Source organism: Chryseobacterium piperi (genome assembly GCF_002285635.2).
In the GTDB taxonomy this organism is placed as follows: Bacteria; Bacteroidota; Bacteroidia; order Flavobacteriales; family Weeksellaceae; genus Chryseobacterium; species Chryseobacterium piperi.
The window spans coordinates 1,558,075-1,576,121 of the sequence record NZ_CP023049.2 but is presented as its reverse complement, the minus strand read 5'-3'; the positions used below and the strand labels follow the sequence as shown (position 1 = coordinate 1,576,121).

General features: G+C 34.9%; 16 protein-coding genes. 7 read left to right on the top strand and 9 right to left on the bottom strand.

Translation table 11 applies throughout. The features are described from left to right. The first annotated feature begins 173 nt into the window (after positions 1 to 173). Complete coding sequence (locus CJF12_RS06925) at positions 174 to 1,526, top strand: DEAD/DEAH box helicase (protein ID WP_034683324.1); 1,353 nt, start codon at positions 174 to 176, stop codon at positions 1,524 to 1,526. Between the two features lie 65 nt (positions 1,527 to 1,591). Here the strand turns inward: CJF12_RS06925 and CJF12_RS06920 are convergent, their stop codons facing one another. From CJF12_RS06920 to CJF12_RS06905, 4 genes are all read right to left on the bottom strand, one after another. Next, complete coding sequence (locus CJF12_RS06920) at positions 1,592 to 2,248, bottom strand: GDSL-type esterase/lipase family protein (RefSeq protein ID WP_034683321.1); 657 nt, start codon at positions 2,246 to 2,248, stop codon at positions 1,592 to 1,594. Between the two features lie 70 nt (positions 2,249 to 2,318). After that, positions 2,319 to 2,780 carry a lipocalin-like domain-containing protein gene (locus CJF12_RS06915; protein ID WP_034683316.1) on the bottom strand — a complete coding sequence of 154 codons (462 nt, stop codon included), beginning with the start codon at positions 2,778 to 2,780 and terminating at the stop codon, positions 2,319 to 2,321. A 149-nt stretch (positions 2,781 to 2,929) separates the two neighbouring features. Beyond that, positions 2,930 to 4,093 (bottom strand): iron-containing alcohol dehydrogenase, encoded by a 1,164-nt coding sequence (locus tag CJF12_RS06910; protein WP_034683313.1) that lies wholly within the window; start codon positions 4,091 to 4,093, stop codon positions 2,930 to 2,932. 151 nt (positions 4,094 to 4,244) lie between these two features. Continuing rightward, positions 4,245 to 4,649 (bottom strand): winged helix-turn-helix transcriptional regulator, encoded by a 405-nt coding sequence (locus tag CJF12_RS06905; protein WP_034683310.1) that lies wholly within the window; start codon positions 4,647 to 4,649, stop codon positions 4,245 to 4,247. Positions 4,650 to 4,750: 101 nt separating this feature from the next. On the opposite strand from CJF12_RS06905, the gene lpdA reads away from it, so the two are divergent. Beyond that, positions 4,751 to 6,151 carry a dihydrolipoyl dehydrogenase gene (gene lpdA / locus CJF12_RS06900; RefSeq protein ID WP_084675620.1) on the top strand — a complete coding sequence of 467 codons (1,401 nt, stop codon included), beginning with the start codon at positions 4,751 to 4,753 and terminating at the stop codon, positions 6,149 to 6,151. 69 nt (positions 6,152 to 6,220) lie between these two features. Here the strand turns inward: lpdA and CJF12_RS06895 are convergent, their stop codons facing one another. Both CJF12_RS06895 and CJF12_RS06890 read right to left on the bottom strand, forming a co-directional pair. Beyond that, positions 6,221 to 6,826 carry a hypothetical protein gene (locus CJF12_RS06895; protein ID WP_034683308.1) on the bottom strand — a complete coding sequence of 202 codons (606 nt, stop codon included), beginning with the start codon at positions 6,824 to 6,826 and terminating at the stop codon, positions 6,221 to 6,223. Positions 6,827 to 6,839: 13 nt separating this feature from the next. Further along, positions 6,840 to 7,142 carry a serine hydrolase gene (locus CJF12_RS06890; protein ID WP_034683305.1) on the bottom strand — a complete coding sequence of 101 codons (303 nt, stop codon included), beginning with the start codon at positions 7,140 to 7,142 and terminating at the stop codon, positions 6,840 to 6,842. A gap of 198 nt (positions 7,143 to 7,340) precedes the next feature. Between CJF12_RS06890 and CJF12_RS06885 the strand changes: the two genes are divergently transcribed. The 5 genes from CJF12_RS06885 to CJF12_RS06865 all read left to right on the top strand — a co-directional run bounded on the left by CJF12_RS06885 (position 7,341) and on the right by CJF12_RS06865 (position 13,315). After that, on the top strand, positions 7,341 to 9,875 hold the full coding sequence (locus CJF12_RS06885) for a phosphoenolpyruvate carboxylase (RefSeq protein ID WP_034683299.1): 2,535 nt from the start codon (positions 7,341 to 7,343) through the stop codon (positions 9,873 to 9,875). A gap of 322 nt (positions 9,876 to 10,197) precedes the next feature. Further along, complete coding sequence (locus CJF12_RS06880; RefSeq protein WP_034683294.1) at positions 10,198 to 11,322, top strand: DegT/DnrJ/EryC1/StrS family aminotransferase; 1,125 nt, start codon at positions 10,198 to 10,200, stop codon at positions 11,320 to 11,322. Positions 11,323 to 11,325: 3 nt separating this feature from the next. Further along, positions 11,326 to 11,742 (top strand): hypothetical protein, encoded by a 417-nt coding sequence (locus CJF12_RS06875; protein ID WP_034683292.1) that lies wholly within the window; start codon positions 11,326 to 11,328, stop codon positions 11,740 to 11,742. Positions 11,743 to 11,758: 16 nt separating this feature from the next. After that, positions 11,759 to 12,778 (top strand): UDP-glucose 4-epimerase GalE, encoded by a 1,020-nt coding sequence (gene galE / locus CJF12_RS06870; RefSeq protein WP_034683291.1) that lies wholly within the window; start codon positions 11,759 to 11,761, stop codon positions 12,776 to 12,778. A gap of 93 nt (positions 12,779 to 12,871) precedes the next feature. Further along, the gene (locus CJF12_RS06865; RefSeq protein ID WP_034683288.1) at positions 12,872 to 13,315 is read left to right on the top strand and encodes an adenylyltransferase/cytidyltransferase family protein; all 444 of its coding nucleotides are present in this window, start codon (positions 12,872 to 12,874) and stop codon (positions 13,313 to 13,315) included. Between the two features lie 42 nt (positions 13,316 to 13,357). Here the strand turns inward: CJF12_RS06865 and CJF12_RS06860 are convergent, their stop codons facing one another. From CJF12_RS06860 to dapF, 3 genes are all read right to left on the bottom strand, one after another. Beyond that, positions 13,358 to 15,856: a TonB-dependent receptor domain-containing protein gene (locus tag CJF12_RS06860; protein WP_034683285.1), complete on the bottom strand. Its 2,499-nt coding sequence runs from the start codon at positions 15,854 to 15,856 to the stop codon at positions 13,358 to 13,360. 169 nt (positions 15,857 to 16,025) lie between these two features. Continuing rightward, entirely contained in the window at positions 16,026 to 17,051 is a 1,026-nt protein-coding gene (mltG, locus tag CJF12_RS06855; protein ID WP_034683281.1) for an endolytic transglycosylase MltG, read from the bottom strand. Positions 17,052 to 17,082: 31 nt separating this feature from the next. Beyond that, positions 17,083 to 17,850: a diaminopimelate epimerase gene (gene dapF, locus CJF12_RS06850; protein ID WP_034683277.1), complete on the bottom strand. Its 768-nt coding sequence runs from the start codon at positions 17,848 to 17,850 to the stop codon at positions 17,083 to 17,085. Between the last annotated feature and the right edge of the window lie 197 nt (positions 17,851 to 18,047).

The window sequence follows — 18,047 nt, the reverse complement described above, 5'->3', positions numbered from 1 at the left end:
GTACGGGAATTAGATTTATAGCATGTATTACAAGTTGAAAATTGAATTTACAGCAAAATTAGTATCCAAAAAGTTATGACCACGAAACCCGCATATGGAATCTCTGACTCTAAACCCAGTTACCTTCACCGACCATTTATTCAACTATCATTATTAATACCTATCTTTGCAAAATGGAAAAACTCACTTTTGCAGATTTTGACCTGCCAGTCAAAATTCTTGATGTTTTAGCTGATTTAGAATTATTCGAACCGACTCCTATTCAGGAAAAGAGTATCGGGCCAATACTTTCCGGAAGAGATGTCATGGGAATTGCCCAGACCGGAACCGGGAAAACTTTAGCCTATCTATTACCTGTTCTTAAGAAATGGAAATATAATAAAACAGGAAATCCTACAGTTTTGGTATTGGTTCCTACAAGAGAATTGGTGGTTCAGGTAACGGAAATTGTTGAAAAACTGACAGAAAATCTTACTGCAAGAGTAATTGGCATCTATGGTGGAAAAAATATCAATACCCAAAAGCTTTTGTTTAATAATGGCTGCGATATTTTAGTAGGAACTCCGGGAAGGGTAATGGATCTGGCTATTGATAATGCTATTTCCCTGAAAGAAGTTCAAAAGCTGATTATTGATGAGTTTGACGAAATGCTTAATTTAGGTTTCAGACCCCAGTTAACGCATATTTTCGAAATGATGAAAGAAAAAAGGCAAAATATCCTTTTCTCTGCAACCATGACAGAGGCTGTGGATGAAATGCTGGATCAATATTTTGCCAATCCTATTGAAATCTCATTAGCCAAATCGGGTACACCACTTGAAAAAATAGAACAGACAGGATATAAAGTTGAGAATTTCAATACGAAAATTAACCTATTGGAGCACTTATTGAAAAGTGAGTCCGATATGTCTAAAGTATTGATCTTTACCAATAATAAAAAGAATTCTGATGTATTGTTTACCAAGATTAATGAGCTTTTCCCTGACAAATTTGATGTAATCCACTCTAATAAATCTCAGAATTACAGACTGAAAGCGATGAAACGCTTTGAAAATGAAGAAATCAGAGGTTTGATCACTACCGATGTAATGGCTAGAGGATTAGATATTTCTGACATTACACACGTTATCAATTTTGAAACTCCTGAAGTTCCGGAACAATATATCCACAGAATTGGTAGAACGGGTAGAGCAGATAAAGATGGTAAGGCAATTACGTTTGTAACGAAAAAAGAAGAGCGTGCAGTTCTGGATATCGAGCTTTTAATGGATAAAGACTTGAAGTTTATTGATTTCCCTGAAGGAGTTAAAATAAATCCTAAGAAAATCGCTTCCGAAGAAGAGCAGATTATTATGAAAAATCCTGCACAGGTAAAACTGTATGAAGGAGGAGGCGCTTTTCATGAGAAAAAGGAAAAGAACAAAAAAGAAAACTGGGGAGGTCCTTCTAAAAGAAAAGCACCAAAGAAGTTTGGAGTAAACAGGGCTCAGCAGAAAGCGATTTCAAAATCAAAGAGAAAGAAATAAAATTAAAAAGCTTCATCCTAAAGATGAAGCTTTTTTTATGGTTTACGTTGGCATAGTTCACCAGGTTATTTCATATAAGGAGCCATTACCTTAGCCCAAATTTGATATCCTTCCGGAGTCAGATGAAGCATGTCCTGAACAAAAATATCTTTACGAACATGTCCATTGGAATCCTCCATGGCTTTTGTAATATCGATATACTTAGCATGTTTTTGTTTTTTCATGAAAGCTTTAATTTTTTTGTTCGTTTCTTTCATTTGCGGCCAAAGCATTTCCCTGCTGGGCGAATATTTTATAGAGATAAAATCAACTTCAATATCCGGAAATCTTTTACGTATTTTTTGATAAAAAGTTTTATAACGGTCTACTACTACGTCAGCTTTTAGTTCATGGTTGTCGGCAAAATCATTATCCCCGCAATAGATGATAATCTGTTTGGGCTGATAAGGATCCAATAAATCACCGGCATAATCATTAAGGTCAGTTAATCTTGAGCCTCCAAACCCTCTATTGATGATTGTTTTGCCAGGAAAATAACTGGCAACATCGGTCCATTTGGTAAAGGATGAACTTCCGATTAGAAGAATAGCATCTTTTGGAGGTGGAGTTTCCTTATCTATCTTTTTGAAATTTTGAATGTCTTGCCAGAACATGGGCTTTTTTTCCTGTGAAAAGAAAAGGGCAATGGTCAGCAAAAGAAATGCTGATAAAATCTTCTTCATTTTTCTAATAATTTCAGTTATTTAAAAACACATCTCAAAAAAAACTCCCGAATTTTTCGGGAGTGTGGTTTTATCTTTTATAGGTAATGTAGTTGATATCTACTACCGAATCTCCATTGACGTCTATATTTCCAAAAAGCTGCTGTAATCTGAGCTCTGTGCTGTTCAGGATTACAACCCTGTATTTTAATTCAGCACTGTTCTTATAGGTGATGGTTAAATCCTTTGTTTCAGTATTATAAGTGTAAGTTCCTTCACTTACAGCATTCTGCTGACAGTCGGCGCCCACTCCAAAATAAGAAGTGAATGATGTGAAATAGTCAGTTCTGAACGTCGTAATGTTTTTCACACTACATCCACTCGGAGTTTCAGAAGTAATTACAGTTTTATTGTCTTTTCCGGAGATAATTTCTGTTTTACTCGTCTTCCATTCTCCTTTCATCATGTCTAGTTCGTAAGCCTGAATATTATCATCTTCACAAGAAGTAAGCACTAACGCTGAAAAGGCAAATAAAAGTAGCTGTTTTTTCATTTTCGCAAATTTAAGAATATGCTAAAATATAAATAAATTTGAAATATTTGTAATGAAATTAAGGTTTTTTAAACAAATGTTTACAAAAAATATAATTTTTTGATTGAAAAATTCCAGCCTCTTACTTCATGCTTTCAGCTTCTTTATTATTAATAGCTCATTTCTACAATTTTATAAGCATCCTGCGGTGTCAACTTTTTGTATTCTCCGAGGCCAAGCCAGTTTCTTTCCGTAAAGGCTTTTTCCACTCTTTCTGCAGTACCTTTGTATTCTTCAGTGTATTCAGAAAGTTTGGTTTGAATGTCCAGACTGTGGAAAAACGCTTCCAGCTTTTTGATTCCAGCTTCTGCTTTTTCTTCAATACTACCTTCTGTGATCCCCCATACTCTTTCTGCATACTGGGCTAATTTTCCTTTCTTGGTTTCAAAATTGTAACGGTAGTGGGAGGGAGCAATAACTGCTAATGTTCTTGCATGGTCAATTCCATAATAAGCAGTAAGCTCATGTCCCATTGCGTGAACAGCCCAATCGGTAATGACACCTTTTTGGATCAGCCCGTTCAGAGCCATCGTACAACACCACATAAAATTACCTGCTGCATCATAATTAAACTCATCAGACAACACTTTTGGAGCTGTTTCCTGTAAACTGATTAAGATGCTTTCCGCAATTCTCTCCTGAAGATCTGCAGAAGATGGAGCTGTCATATATTGTTCAAGAACATGGGTGTAAGCATCCGTGATTCCATTAACAATCTGTCTTTTAGGAATAGATCTTACTACTTCCGGATCTAAAACCGAAAATTCAGGGAAAAGTCCGGGACCTCCTGAAGATAGTTTTTCATTGGTTTCTCTTCTCGAGATAACATATCCTGAATTCATTTCTGAACCCGTTGCCGGTAGTGTTAAAATACTTCCGAAAGGCATTCCTTCTCCCTCAAAAGTTCTTACAGGCTTCTTAAGAATCTCCCATGGTTCACCGTTATAGTTAGCGGCTGCAGAAAGGAATTTTGTTCCGTCAATGACAGAACCACCCCCTACTGCAAGAAGAAATGTAATATTTTTCTCTTTAATAAAGTCTAAAGCATTGATTAATACTTCATACTCCGGATTAGCAGGAATGCCTCTAAATTCATGTAATTCGAAATCTTTCAGGGCTTCTTTTACCTGGTCGTAAACACCATTACTTTTGATGCTTCCGCCTCCGTATAGCATTAATATTTTTGCATCCTTGGGAATTTCCTTTGAAATTTTAGCAATTTCGCCTTTCCCGAAAAGTATTTTTGTTGGATTTTTAAATTCAAAATTTAACATTGTTGTCATTTATTTAAAACCAAATTTACGCAATGCAAAGTGAAAACTGAGTTAAGAAAGTTTTAAAATTAATATGATGTTCTTTGATTAAAACTATTGAATTATTAAACTATTTTCTCCAATTTAGATGGTATCAGTGAAATTTATTCGGTTACTTTTCTGTAAGATAAGCTCTTGCGGCTTCTATGAATTTCTGTTTGTCTTTTTTTATATTTTCTAATAGTTGTTTCTTATCAGCCGGAGTGCTCAGATATTTATCTCCCCAAAGATTAATTTCAACAATCAACGGAATCAGATCAATCCCTTTTTCTGTGAGGTGGTATAAGATTTTTAATTTACTATCCGGATGATCTTTTTTATCAATAATGCCGTTTTCCAGCAAATGCTGCAATCTGGAAGCCAGAATGTTGGTAGCAATTTTTTCGTCTGCCTTCAGAAAGTCACCATACGTACACTCTTTATTGAGCATGAGGTCTCTGATGATTAATAAGGACCATTTATCTCCCCAGATTTCGAGAGAAGAACTAATGGGGCAATCTGATCTTTTTTTACTCATAGTTTTTAATTAGAAAAAATAATACTTGCAAAATGAAAGTTTTTATTTAATTTTACTTTTATTTTGCAAGCAAATTTAAACATAAATAAATTAATCAATCAATGGAAATTTACGATATTGCCGTAATAGGCTCAGGACCCGGAGGGTATGTGGCAGCTATAAGAAGCGCACAGTTGGGATACAAAACCGTAATTATAGAAAAATACGATACTTTAGGCGGGACTTGTACCAATGTAGGCTGTATTCCGACTAAAGCACTATTAGATAGTACTCATCATTACTCCGAAGCCCATCATCGATTTGAAGAGCATGGAATTAAGTTGAGTGAAATCGGAATTGATTTTGGACAAATGTATAAACGAAAATCTGATGTAGTATCAAAAAATACATCCGGATTAGACTTTCTGATGAGTAAAAATAAAATAATCCGTTTACAGGGTACAGCTCAATTTCTCGACGATCAGACCATTACAGTCACAGGAAAAGAGGGAAGTTACACAATTCAAGCTACACATTATATTATAGCTACCGGATCAAAACCCTCTTCCATCCCTGGTGTAGCAGTAGATAAAAAAAGAATCATCACATCAACAGAAGCTCTTTCGCTTCAGGAGCAGCCTAAAACAATGACCATCATCGGTGGTGGAGTTATTGGTGTTGAAATGGCCTCTATTTTCAGCCGTATTGGTACAAAAGTAACCATCCTTGAATATGCAGAACAGCTTATTTCTACTATGGATCTTGAGCTGGGAAAGAACCTGCAAAAGATTTTGAAAAAAGAGGGTATTGATATACTCCTGAAACAATCTGTTTATAGAGCCGAAAATACAGGCTCATCTGCCAGGGTATTTTTCCGTGACCAAAAGGGTAATGAAAATGAACTGGAAACAGATTATGTTCTTGTAGCTGTAGGAAGAAGACCTTTTACTGAAGGATTAGGCTTAAATAACACCAATGTTCAGGTAGATGACCGTAGTTTTATCAAAGTGAATGAAAAATGTCAGACTTCAGTATCTCATATTTATGCGATCGGTGATGTGATTGGAGGTGCTATGTTGGCTCATAAAGCAGAAGAGGAGGGAGTTCTGGTTGCGGAAACGATTAACGGACAAACACGCCATATCCATTATAGCCGGATTCCAGCGGTAGTCTATACCTGGCCTGAAGTAGCTTCCGTAGGATACACGGAAGAATATCTGAAAAATAACAATATTGAATACCGGGTAGGTAAATTTCCGTTTTCTGCCAGTGCGCGGGCAAGAGCATCAATGGATACGGAAGGGTTCTCTAAAGTTCTGGTAGATCCCAAATATGGGGAGGTTTTAGGAATTCACATTATAGGAGCGAGAGCAGCTGATCTGATTGCGCAAGGGGTTATTGCTCAGGAATATGAAGTGACAGCTGAAGACATGTTCCGCATTTCTTACGCTCATCCGACTTATTCTGAAACTTTGAAGGAAGCTTATCTGATAGCATCTGGTCAGGGCGCAGTTAATATTTGAGAAAGTTGAATACTTATGAAAAGCAAAGCATCAAGGTTTTTTCCATCTTTATGCTTTGCTTTTTTGTTTTTATAACGTAGGGCAATCTTCGTTCTTTGAATAAATACCATTGCTTTTTGCCGTGATTTTACCCGTTTTTCTATTGATTTTAAGTAAAAAAGATTCTTTTGTAGCAGGACACCCTTTAGATTGCAAAGTATACATAGAAATATAATGATCATCTATTTTATATGAACCTGTAAATTTGTTTTTTGTATCAATAGAATAGCCGTAGGTTCTGGCTATTAAAATGGCCTCTGGAAGATTGTCAACAGTTCCGATAAAATTCCTTAGCTCTTGTTCGTTAGAAAAATAAACCGATCTGTCTTTTTTACAAGCCAGGATATAGGAAAAGCAATTATTGCCGATACATTTCTGAAAGAATCCCTGTTCAGGAGCAGGCTCGTTGATGGTCATATAATCGGGCGCCTGGCTTTCGTAAAGTAAAGCTTTTTCAGGGTCGGGGTCATTGGTGAGTACTCTCCAATATTGATATTCTTTATCAGGTACAATAAAAGGATACAAGTAATCGACAGTATCCAGAATATCCGGAATTTTTTTATAATCATCGGGAACTTTTATCTGAGCAAAGAACAGACTGGATGTGATCAGAAAAAATGCGACGATTATTTTCATTGATTTGATGTTTTTACAAATTTACAAAATGAAAGTCTAATATGATAGTATTTGAATTGGACTGTTCATTATAAAATACAGTATTTATTTTTATAGGAGATTGATGCTCAATATTGGCAAATCCATAGTTACTGATCTTTTCTGTTTTTCCGTTCCGGATAACAGCCAGCTGAAGCCCTGGTATTTTGAGTTCTTCCATTTTATTCTTAAGGAAGATATCAATACTGTCCGAAGTCTTTTGAGCTGACAGCAGATATGAAAACAATATTAATATTGTCAACAATATATTTTTTACAAGGGCTGTCGATGATTTCATGGTTGTAGATTTTATTGGGAAAACAAGATTGAAGATATTTTTGTTATATAGTTACTCTGAAAATGGTTAACAGATACTCATTTAATTTTAATTTTTAAAAATATCGGAATGATGAGGGTATTTTCATTCTCTTGAATATTTTATAATTTTAAATAAAAATAGGCAGGGATTAAAAACAAAATCATTTAAATTTGTTATATGATACACGACCAACGCGCAGAAAAATTCAGGCAGATTGTAGAAAATAAATTTCAGATCTACAATTCATTATTTATGAGTCTGCCTTATGATAAAATGACTAATATCGGGATGCTTCTCCCGTTTTTATATGAGGAAAGTAAAAATGGCTATGAAGCTGGAAAAACTCCTGAAGAAATTGTAGAAGAGTTTTTCAGAAGTCATACCGACCTCAAAACTGAAGAGCAGAAACTGGAGTTGCTTTTTAAAATTATTCAGTATATAGAAAGACAGGTGGTTTTGTTTGACAGTATAGAAGATGCTGCATTCCCTAACCTGCATTCAGAAAGTGATAATGGAACGGTAACGAATCTTTTTGAACGTTCCCAACAAGATCATAAGCTTGAAAAGGTACGTGAGAAATTAAAAGACTTTACTGTAAAAGTTGTTTTTACTGCACACCCGACCCAGTTTTATCCGAGCTCTGTACAAAGGATTATCCAAGATCTAAGATCTGCTATTACTACGGATTCTGTGACCAATATTGATATGCTGCTTCAGCAGTTGGGAAAAACTCCTTTTGTAAATAAAGAAAAGCCGACTCCGATTGATGAGGCTCTGAGTATCATCTCTTATTTGAGATATGTATATTATGATACCATTGGGGAGTTGTTTACGAAAATCAGAACGACTTTTGGAAACGGGCATTTTCACCTTCATGAAGATATTATTCAACTTGGATTCTGGCCGGGAGGAGATCGTGATGGAAATCCTTTTGTGACAGCAGATGTTACTCAAAGAGTTGCGGAAGAGCTCCGTTCAGCTATTTTAAAATCATATTACAGTCATCTGAAATATGTAAGGAGAAGATTGAGCTTCCGTGGCGTTTCAGAAGTATTGCAGGAGTTGAATGATGAATTATATGCAGCCATTTTTAATAATCAGAAACTGACCACTGAAGATATTCTCAAAAGAGTAGAGGAAGCTGAGCGTATTCTTATTACCCATCATAATTCTTTGTTTTTAGACCTGATTGTCAATTTCAAAGACCGGGTTAAAATTTTCGGGACTCACTTCGCTACCCTGGATGTTCGTCAGGACAGTAGAATTCATCAGCAGGTAATTGATGAGGTTTTTGCAAAAATAAATGGTGATGCGGATGCCAGCCAAAATGACAAATTTAATCAATTGATTCAGGTATCAACTCCGGTAAATCCTGAGGATTTTGAAGGGATCGTAAAAGATACTTTACTGACTGTCGCTCAGGTTAAAGAAATTCAGGAGCAGAACGGATTAAGAGGAATGAGTCGATATATTATTTCTAATTCTGATGCGGTGAAAGATGTGATGAATGTATATGCATTCTTTAAAATCTGTGGTTACAAAGATGAAGATATCAATATGGATATTGTTCCGTTATTTGAAACTATGGAAGGGCTTCACAATGCAGAAAGCGTAATGAATGAGCTTTATCAGAATCCAGTATATAAAAAGCATCTTGAAAAAAGAGGGCAGCAACAGACGATCATGCTTGGTTTTTCAGATGGAACCAAAGATGGGGGATATCTGAAAGCTAACTGGGAAATTTATAAAGCTAAAGAGGTTTTAACAAAGCTTTCTGAGCAGAATGGAATAAAAGTAGTGTTCTTTGACGGAAGAGGAGGACCACCTGCAAGAGGAGGAGGAAAGACCCATGATTTCTATGCTTCACAAGGAAAAACAATAGCTAATAATAAAATTGAATTAACCATTCAGGGGCAGACGATTACCAGCATTTTCGGAAATAAAGAGCAGGCAAAATATAATTTTGAACAGCTTTTAACTGCCGGTGTTGAAAATGATGTCTTTAAGAATGCTAAAAAAGAGCTCACTGAAAAAGAAAGAAAACTGATTACTGAGTTGGCTGAAATCAGCTATAAAAAATATTCGGATTTGAAGGCTCATCCTATGTTTGTACCTTATTTACAGGAAATGAGTACACTCGAGTATTATGGAAAAACAAATATCGGAAGCAGACCTTCAAAACGAGGAAATGGAGATGAGCTTAGGTTCGAAGACCTGAGAGCTATTCCGTTTGTCGGATCATGGTCACAGCTAAAGCAAAATGTGCCCGGATTCTTTGGATTTGGCTTTGCTATGGAGGAAATGAAAAAGCAGGGAAGGTTTGAAGAAGTAAGAGAATTGTATAAAGGTTCGGACTTCTTTAAAACTTTAGTTTTAAACTCCATGATGAGTATGAATAAATCTTATTTCCCACTGACTTACTATATCAAAAACAATACTAAATTTGGAGAATTCTGGAATGTACTTTTTGAGGAATATAACCTTTCCAAAGATATTATGCTGGAACTGACAGGGTTTTCAATGCTCCAGGAAGAAGATCCGCTTTCCCGAAAATCCGTAAAAATCCGCGAGAAAATTGTATTACCATTATTGAGTATCCAACAATATGCTTTAATGAAAATTCAGAAAGGAGAGGGAGATAAAGAAGCCTATGAAAAATTAGTGACACGTTCTCTGTTTGGAAATATCAATGCGAGTAGAAATTCAGCATAATGATATTGAAAATATTCATTAAGTGATAATAGCTTATCAACTTGTTGGGAAAATAAAAAGTTCAACCGCTCCAATGGAGAGGCTGAACTTTTTTTAATGAAATGATTCCTGAGTGAGCTCAGATAGTGGATTGGCATAAAAGGCAGATTAATTAATTTAGTCCTTGAAAAAGAGTATTGTCTGGGCAAAAGAAATTGAGTAATTAGCTCAAAGACAAACTAGTAGAGTTTTTTCGTAGAGTTATTTTATTTAAAGCTAAAACAAAATCAATAAAATTTTTGAATGGATACTAAATTCCTTATTTTTACGGAAATATTTATTTATGAAAAAAATTCAGATGGTTGACTTGCAAAGTCAGTATTACAAAATAAAGAATGATGTAGATAATGCAGTGTTAAATGTAATGGATTCAGCGGCCTTTATCAACGGCCCTGAGGTAAAGTCCTTCCAGAATGAATTGGAATCTTATTTAGATGTGAAGCATGTGATTCCTTGTGCAAACGGGACAGATGCTTTGCAGATTGCTTTGATGGCTTTAGATCTTAAAGAAGGAGATGAGGTAATCACTGCTGATTTTACTTTTGCAGCTACTGTAGAAGTTATTCATTTATTGAAACTTAAACCTGTTTTAGTAGATGTAGATTACGATACATTCACGATTTCAACAGAGCAAATAAAAAAGGCGATTACTCCGAGAACGAAAGCTATTATTCCTGTGCATCTTTTCGGGCAATGTGCCAATATGGAAGAGATACTAAAAATTGCAGAAGAAAATAACCTTTATGTGATTGAGGATAACGCACAGGCAATAGGTGCAGACTATACTTTCTCTGACGGAACAGTAAAGCAGGCAGGAACGATGTCTACGGTTGGAACAACTTCATTTTTCCCATCTAAAAATTTAGGTTGTTATGGAGATGGTGGAGCTATTTTCACCAATAATGACGAATTGGCTCACCGTTTAAGAGGGATTGTAAATCATGGGATGTATGAAAGATATTATCATGATGAGGTTGGTGTAAACTCCCGCTTAGATAGTATTCAGGCTGCTATTTTAAGAAAAAAATTGCCTAATCTGGATTCTTATAATGAAGCCAGAAGAAAGGCTGCAGATTATTATGATGAGGCTTTTGCCAACCATCCTGATATTTTAACACCGAAGAGAGCGGAAAATTCTAGTCATGTATTTCATCAATACACATTAAGAATCTTAAACGGAAAACGTAATGATCTACAGAAATATCTTACTGAACAGGAAATACCGGCTATGATTTACTATCCGGTAGCATTAAGAAAGCAAAAAGCATATTTTCAGGATAGCAACGATGCAGATTTTGTTAATACAGATAAGCTTTTGGATCAGGTGATTTCTTTACCGATGCATACAGAGCTGGATGAAGAGCAACTGAAGTATATTACGGAAGCGGTGCTTGAGTTTATGGGATAGCGAATGAAAAGAAAGCTGTTTAAGTATAAAGTAGTTTATTATTTGGCTATCACCATTAGTTTAATACTTTTTCTTGTATCAACGCTTTCTCTTTTTTCCGTATTTAAGGATTTCAGCATATTTAAGTTCTTAATTGCCGGTTTTTCAATTGTAGTGAATTCATTTGCGTTTGTTAACTTAGTTGAAAAATACGATAAAGCGATTTTGTTTTTAAATCTCAGTTTAGCTTTATTTACAATTTTTACCGGCTATTATGCTTTAATACTTATACTGAAAAATAGATTTCACGGAATGATGAGTTATCCTGATTTGAAATTTTTCCTTTTATTTGTAGTGATCTTATTCATTGTAAATAAATACAAGATAAAAGGAGACCAGGATTACAATGAAATAGACAACATAGGACAAAACGAAGAATAAAATTTATTACTAAAAAATGGCAATACTCGTAACAGGTGGTCTTGGCTATATTGGTTCTCACACAGTTGTAGAACTTCTCAATAATAACTTTGAAGTTGTTATTGTAGATGACTTATCCAATTCTGAAAAATTTATTTTAAAAAATATAGAAGAAATTACGGGAAAGAAACCTGTATTTTATCCTTTTGATTTAAAAAGAAAAGAACTTCTCACTCAGGTTTTTGATGCTCATCCGATTGATGGGTGTATTAATTTTGCGGCCTCTAAAGCGGTAGGAGAAAGTCAGATCAAACCTATAGACTATTATGAAAACAATTTGTTTTCTCTTATTAACGTACTTCAGGAGTTTAAGACAAGAGGGATCTCTAATTTCATTTTCAGTTCTTCCTGTACTGTATACGGACAGGCAGATACAATGCCTATTGATGAAAATACTCCTTTAAAAGCACCTGAAAGTGTATATGGGAAAACAAAGCAAATGGGGGAAGAAATCCTTAAAGATTTTGCGAAAGCCCATCAGGGGAAAATTTCTTTACTCAGATATTTTAATCCTATTGGTGCCCATCCGTCAGGGAAGTTGGGTGAATTACCCATAGGAATTCCTAACAATCTGGTTCCTTATGTGATGCAGACTGCAGCCGGAATTCGTGAAAAATTAAGTATTTGGGGAAATGATTATCCAACAGAAGATGGAACAGCAATTCGTGATTATATTTATGTGGTAGACTTAGCTAAGGCTCATGTTGCTGCCCTGAAAAGATTGATAGAAAATCAATCGGAAGAGGCAGTCATTGATATTTATAATCTAGGAACAGGAAAAGGGTCCTCTGTATTGGAAGTAGTCAAGGCATTTGAGACAGCCAATAATGTGCAGGTTCCTTATCAGATTTGTGATAGAAGGGAAGGAGACATTACCATAGCATATGCTAATGCAGATAAGGCTGAAAAAGAACTGAACTGGAAATCAGAAACCCCATTACAAGAAGCATTAAGAACGGTATGGGAATGGCAGAAGTATCTTGCCACCAGAAACTAGCTATTAGGTATACATAATAATGTTCTCTTGAAATATAACACCTTTATTATTGTAAAATAATTATATTTTATCGCAGTTAAAAAAAATATTAATATGAAAACAGAAAGAATAGGGATTACATTCTCTTCATTTGATTTACTTCATGCAGGGCATATCAAAATGCTTGAAGAGGCAAAAACAATTTGTGATTATTTAATTGTTGGTTTACAGATTGACCCTTCACACGAACGTCCTAATAAAAATAAACCTACTCAAACGATAGTAGAACGATATATTCAGCTGAAAGCTGTCAATGCTGTTGATGAAATTATTCCGTATTATACTGAAGAAGATCTTGAAGACATTTTAAAATCATTTGTGATCGATGTAAGAATCATTGGAGATGATTATTTGGATAAAGACTTCACCGGGAAGAAGTATTGTGAGGAAAAAGGTATTGAGATCTATTACAATAAAAGAGATCATAGGTTTTCTTCCAGTGATCTGAGAAAGAGAATCTTTGAAGCGGAAAAAAGTAAAGTACCCGCTGCTAAATAAAAAAAATCCCGAAAATACTTTCGGGATTTTTTTATGATACTGTTACATTGGGCCACCTTGTTCATCGCCACCTGTATCATTGGCATTGATGTCTTTTTTCTTTTTAGGCTGTTCTATTTTTTCGCCTTGTTTAAATCTGTAAGTTAAAGACAGTGCAAACTGTCTCGGCTGCCATTGCATATAAGAATCTCTTGTAAAATTTGGCCCATAACTGGTTATTCTCATAGCTCTGGTATTAAAGATATCCTGAACGTTGAAGCTTATGGTTCCGTTACCATTCCAAATGGTTTTAGAAGCTCCTAAACTTATTGCATACATATCTTTTCTGTCCTGGCTTTGTGTTTTCTGCGCCCCTCTATAGAATCCCTGAAGTTGGAAACTGAATGTTTTATCTACTTTAAAGGTAGAAGTAAGCCGTGCTCTGGTAGAAAAACCACTTCCTTCAAAAGGAACAGGCTGTGTTACTTCTGGACCAGTATAAGTTCCTGTTGTTTTATAGCCAAATAAATCCACGTTACCCATGAACTTTAGCCATTTGGTAGCATCCCAATTAAAATTCAAGTCTAAACCATAACGATCATCGTTTCCTAAGTTGATGGGTTTGGTATGGAAAGTGTTAACTCCGTTAATAGTTGTATTATAAACCAACATTTTCACATCATCAGTAGAACGTCTGTAATATAGAGTAGGGTTGATGGTAAAGCTTTTTTTAGAAATACTGTATCCTACTTCATAAGAATCTACATAAGAAGGATTCAGGTCAATATTTCCATCAAAGATATTTTGATTATCATTATAGCTTGGATTAGGAATCATAAAAAAAGAACGTGGGCGGTCAATTCTTCTTGAATAATTAACTAAAAACTGATTGTCTTTAGCAATCTCATAGCTTAGGAATACACTTGGGAAAAGGTTATTGTAATTTTTAGTTGTTTTTTGCATGCGTCCGGCAAGGTTTAAATAGTTGATATCTACTTTAGAGATTTCATCTCTTAAACCTATCTGATATCCCAGTTTCCCTATTTTACTTTTAAACTGAAGATAGAAAGCGTTAAACATCTCTTTATATGTCGCATTATAAGAATAATCTTCAAGATATGACATCAGAGGATGTAATGCGGTGCTTTCCATAACCATGTTGTTATAGTTATTTTTGTTGACATCAAGTCTGTATCCTGCTTCAATTTTAGAGTTCTCACCTATTGGAAGTTCATAATCTGCTTTTCCTATAAATGATTGATTGACGGTTCTTTGATTTACTAGATCTTCAAGCTGGAAATCACCATTTCTTGTATCATTGATCTCCGTATCATTATTGGAACGATTTCTTTGTAAACTTGCTGATAATGAAAGGTTCTGTCCTTTATCGTCAAATTTGTGATCTAATCCTAAATCCCCCTGAAAGGCCAGGTTATTGCCGTTTCCGGTACTTAAACGCTGTCTGAATGCTGATGTATTATCAGTAAAATAATCATAATAGTTGATAGTACCGTTACTTTGATTATCAAAAGTCCTTACCGTTCCGGAGGCATTTAAAGATGTTTTATCATTAATATCGTACGTTACACCGGCAGAAGCGTTATAGTTGTCATTTTTACTTTTTGTGATAGACTCATTGTCTATTTGTCTTGTGTCTCCACTGCTGAATATTGAATTATTCCGGTTGGTATTCTTGGATTCTCTGTATCCGCCACCGCCATTCAAGAACCAAGTAAATTTTCCTTTTCTCCAGCTTAGATTAGTATTGAGGGCAGTTTGAGGAAGATAGCCTAATGTTCCTATAACACTACCATTGAATCCCATTTTTTTATTCTTCTTTAAAATAATGTTTAGAATTCCGGCAGTACCACTTGCCTCAAATTTTGAAGAAGGATTGGTAATTACTTCAATTTTCTCAATCTGATCAGCAGGAATACTTTGTAAAGCATTAGCGCCATCGTCAATACCTAATAATGCAGACGGCTTACCATTGATCAAAAATCTTACATTAGAGCTTCCTCTCATAGAAACAGTACCATCTGTTTCTACGGAAACCGAGGGTACGTTCGTAAGAACATCCTGGAGGGTTCCTCCTTTGCTTACAATATCCTGAGAAGGGTCATATGTTTTTTTATCTAGCTCCACTTTATATGGCTTTGCCTGTACGGTAATAGTAACACCTTGTATATCTTGGGTTTTAAGATTGGTAGCACTTTTTTCAGGTTCAATAGATAAGGCTCCGATATTTCCTGTTGCTGTAATCTGTTTATTAATTACATTTTTTTTGTAATCGATAGCTTCAACGGTGATGTCGTAATTTCCCGGAGTAAGATCTAGCTTATACTGGCCTTTCTCATCGGTAAGTGCTGCATCACTGAATAATTTATTTTCTTTATTACTGAATGTTACTGAAGCATAAGGAACTGGCTGATTGGTTTTGTTCACCACACTGCCCGAAACACCTACCTTTTCCTGTGCAAAAGCAAAAGCTGCCGCCGAAAGTACAAAAGTAAGCCCTAAGGTTTTTTTTGTGAAAATGTTAATGATTTCCGTTGGATTCATAAGGGTATTTTTTGTGTAAAATCGTGAAGGGATATCTCTTAATATTGAGAAATTGATAATTGGGTGAATTTCAAAATATTACGATTAGTTTATTATTTATAATAAATGTGTCGCTTTTGAGAGCTAAATGTTAATTATTAAATTGTTAAAATAAAGTTAAATTTGTTATTTATTTTATATTTTTTGAATTAAGCCAGTCCTGATAAGCTTTTGCATTGACAGCATGCTCCTCGGCACTTGCAGTGAACTTGTGATATCCAAATCTTGCAGGATCGGCACACATAAATATGTAGTTATTGTTTTCAGCTTCCAAAACAGCATCTACCGAATTTTTATCTACAATACAAATAGGACCAGGAGGAATTCCTGCATTTGCATAGGTATTGTATGGTGATGGAGTAGAAAGATGTTTGTATAAAACTCTCTTTATCGGTTCTTTGAAATTCGTTTGTTTATTAATTGCATAAATTACGGTTGGATCAGATTGCAGTTTCATCCCTTTTCTATATCGGTTTAAATATAAACCAGCTATAGTTTTCATTTCATCTTTTTTTCCTCCGGATTCTTTATAGACAATAGAGGCTAACGCATAGATCTGATCTCTTGTCAATCCTGATTTTTGTTCTTTAGCTTTTCTTTCGGCGGTCCAGAAACTGTTGTACTGATCTTCAAATTTTTTTAAAAAATCTTTAGGTGTTACCGTCCAGAAAAAATTATAAGAATCAATAAAAAAGTATTTTTTTAAATCTTCAGCACTCTTGTATCCTTTTCCGGTTGCAATGGTATTAAGATCATTTACAAATTGTAAAGAATCCAGTTCAGTTTTCTTGGTTACTTTGCCAACCATTTGATATACGTCTCCAAAATCTCCTATTCTAAAAGTATTCTCAGATTGATTTCCTGCTTTAATCATGTTAACGATATTGGTGTTTCCATTTCCATTTTGAATGTGGTAACGTCCGGGTTTAAAGTATTTGCCAAGGTCTTTATCTTTAGCAACCGTTTCAAAAGATTCTTTATTTTGTACATACGGACCAATAGAGTCTAAGACCTGCTTAAAGCTTGCCCCATGAGGAATTAAAACATATCCTTCCTTTTCTACGTTGTTTCCGTAATAAGTATTATAAAATCTCAAACCAAAAAATCCCGCCACTACTACAATCAGTAGTACGATAATGAGAATAGTTTTTTTCATTATTAAAAAATTGATTAAAAGTTTTCTGTTTTTATATTAGGTCTACTTTACCTCTAAAAACTTGCTTTGCCGGACCTTCCAACCAAATATTATGGAAAGAATTTCCGTCTTTTTCAGCGTATACTTTAAGGTTTCCACCTAAAGTTTTAACTTTTACAGAGATTAGATTATGTTTTTGTAGAAAAGTTAAAGCAGAAGCTGTAACTCCTGTTCCACAGCTGTAAGTTTCATCCTCAACGCCTCGTTCATAGGTTCTTACGAAAATTTCATCATCAGTAATTTTTTCAACAAAATTGACATTGATTCCTTTTTCTTTATAATTTTCCGAATTTCTGATGCCTGTTCCTGCTGCAAAAACATTGTAATTCACCAAATCTTCAACATATTTTACATAGTGAGGTGATCCGGTATTCATTACAGTATCCTCACCCTCGTTGGAAATGCTGTTTACATCAATCATTTTTAGCTTGATGATTCCATTATGAATTTCGGCATCGTGTTCGCCGTCTATGGCAATGAATTTACATTTATCTTCAAAAATATCCAGGAAAAAGGCAAAAGCAACAAGACATCTTCCTCCATTTCCACACATCGTGCTTTCTCCTCCGTCAGAATTGTAATAGACCATCTTGAAATCGTACTTATCATCGTTTTCCAACAGAATAAGGCCGTCAGCACCAATTCCGAAGCGTCTGTCACATAGTTTTGCAATGATTTCTTTGTCTTTAGGAAATTGTAAATCACGATTATCTATCATGACAAAATCATTTCCTGTACCTTGATATTTATAAAATTCCATACTTTCTTTTTGTCTAAAAATAAACAAACAAAATTAGTATATTTAAAATAAAATTTCTGATAATATAAATGAAATATTGGTAATAAGGGAAAACAGTTATCTAATACTAAGCACATCTTAATTTTAATAAATTTATTACCACCCCACTTGGTAATCTTAATAAAGCCTATAACAACAAAAACGAACAGCCTGAGCTG

Coding starts and splice junctions, on each gene's coding strand:
- CJF12_RS06920 (WP_034683321.1), bottom strand. CDS start 2,248: ATGAAGAAGATTTTATCAGCATTTCTTTTGCTGACCATTGCCCTTTTC.
- CJF12_RS06895 (WP_034683308.1), bottom strand. CDS start 6,826: ATGAAAATAATCGTCGCATTTTTTCTGATCACATCCAGTCTGTTCTTT.
- CJF12_RS06885 (WP_034683299.1), top strand. CDS start 7,341: ATGATACACGACCAACGCGCAGAAAAATTCAGGCAGATTGTAGAAAAT.
- dapF (WP_034683277.1), bottom strand. CDS start 17,850: ATGGAATTTTATAAATATCAAGGTACAGGAAATGATTTTGTCATGATA.
- CJF12_RS06905 (WP_034683310.1), bottom strand. CDS start 4,649: ATGAGTAAAAAAAGATCAGATTGCCCCATTAGTTCTTCTCTCGAAATC.
- CJF12_RS06875 (WP_034683292.1), top strand. CDS start 11,326: ATGAAAAGAAAGCTGTTTAAGTATAAAGTAGTTTATTATTTGGCTATC.
- CJF12_RS06890 (WP_034683305.1), bottom strand. CDS start 7,142: ATGAAATCATCGACAGCCCTTGTAAAAAATATATTGTTGACAATATTA.
- lpdA (WP_084675620.1), top strand. CDS start 4,751: ATGGAAATTTACGATATTGCCGTAATAGGCTCAGGACCCGGAGGGTAT.
- CJF12_RS06915 (WP_034683316.1), bottom strand. CDS start 2,780: ATGAAAAAACAGCTACTTTTATTTGCCTTTTCAGCGTTAGTGCTTACT.
- CJF12_RS06925 (WP_034683324.1), top strand. CDS start 174: ATGGAAAAACTCACTTTTGCAGATTTTGACCTGCCAGTCAAAATTCTT.
- CJF12_RS06865 (WP_034683288.1), top strand. CDS start 12,872: ATGAAAACAGAAAGAATAGGGATTACATTCTCTTCATTTGATTTACTT.
- galE (WP_034683291.1), top strand. CDS start 11,759: ATGGCAATACTCGTAACAGGTGGTCTTGGCTATATTGGTTCTCACACA.
- mltG (WP_034683281.1), bottom strand. CDS start 17,051: ATGAAAAAAACTATTCTCATTATCGTACTACTGATTGTAGTAGTGGCG.
- CJF12_RS06880 (WP_034683294.1), top strand. CDS start 10,198: ATGAAAAAAATTCAGATGGTTGACTTGCAAAGTCAGTATTACAAAATA.
- CJF12_RS06860 (WP_034683285.1), bottom strand. CDS start 15,856: ATGAATCCAACGGAAATCATTAACATTTTCACAAAAAAAACCTTAGGG.
- CJF12_RS06910 (WP_034683313.1), bottom strand. CDS start 4,093: ATGTTAAATTTTGAATTTAAAAATCCAACAAAAATACTTTTCGGGAAA.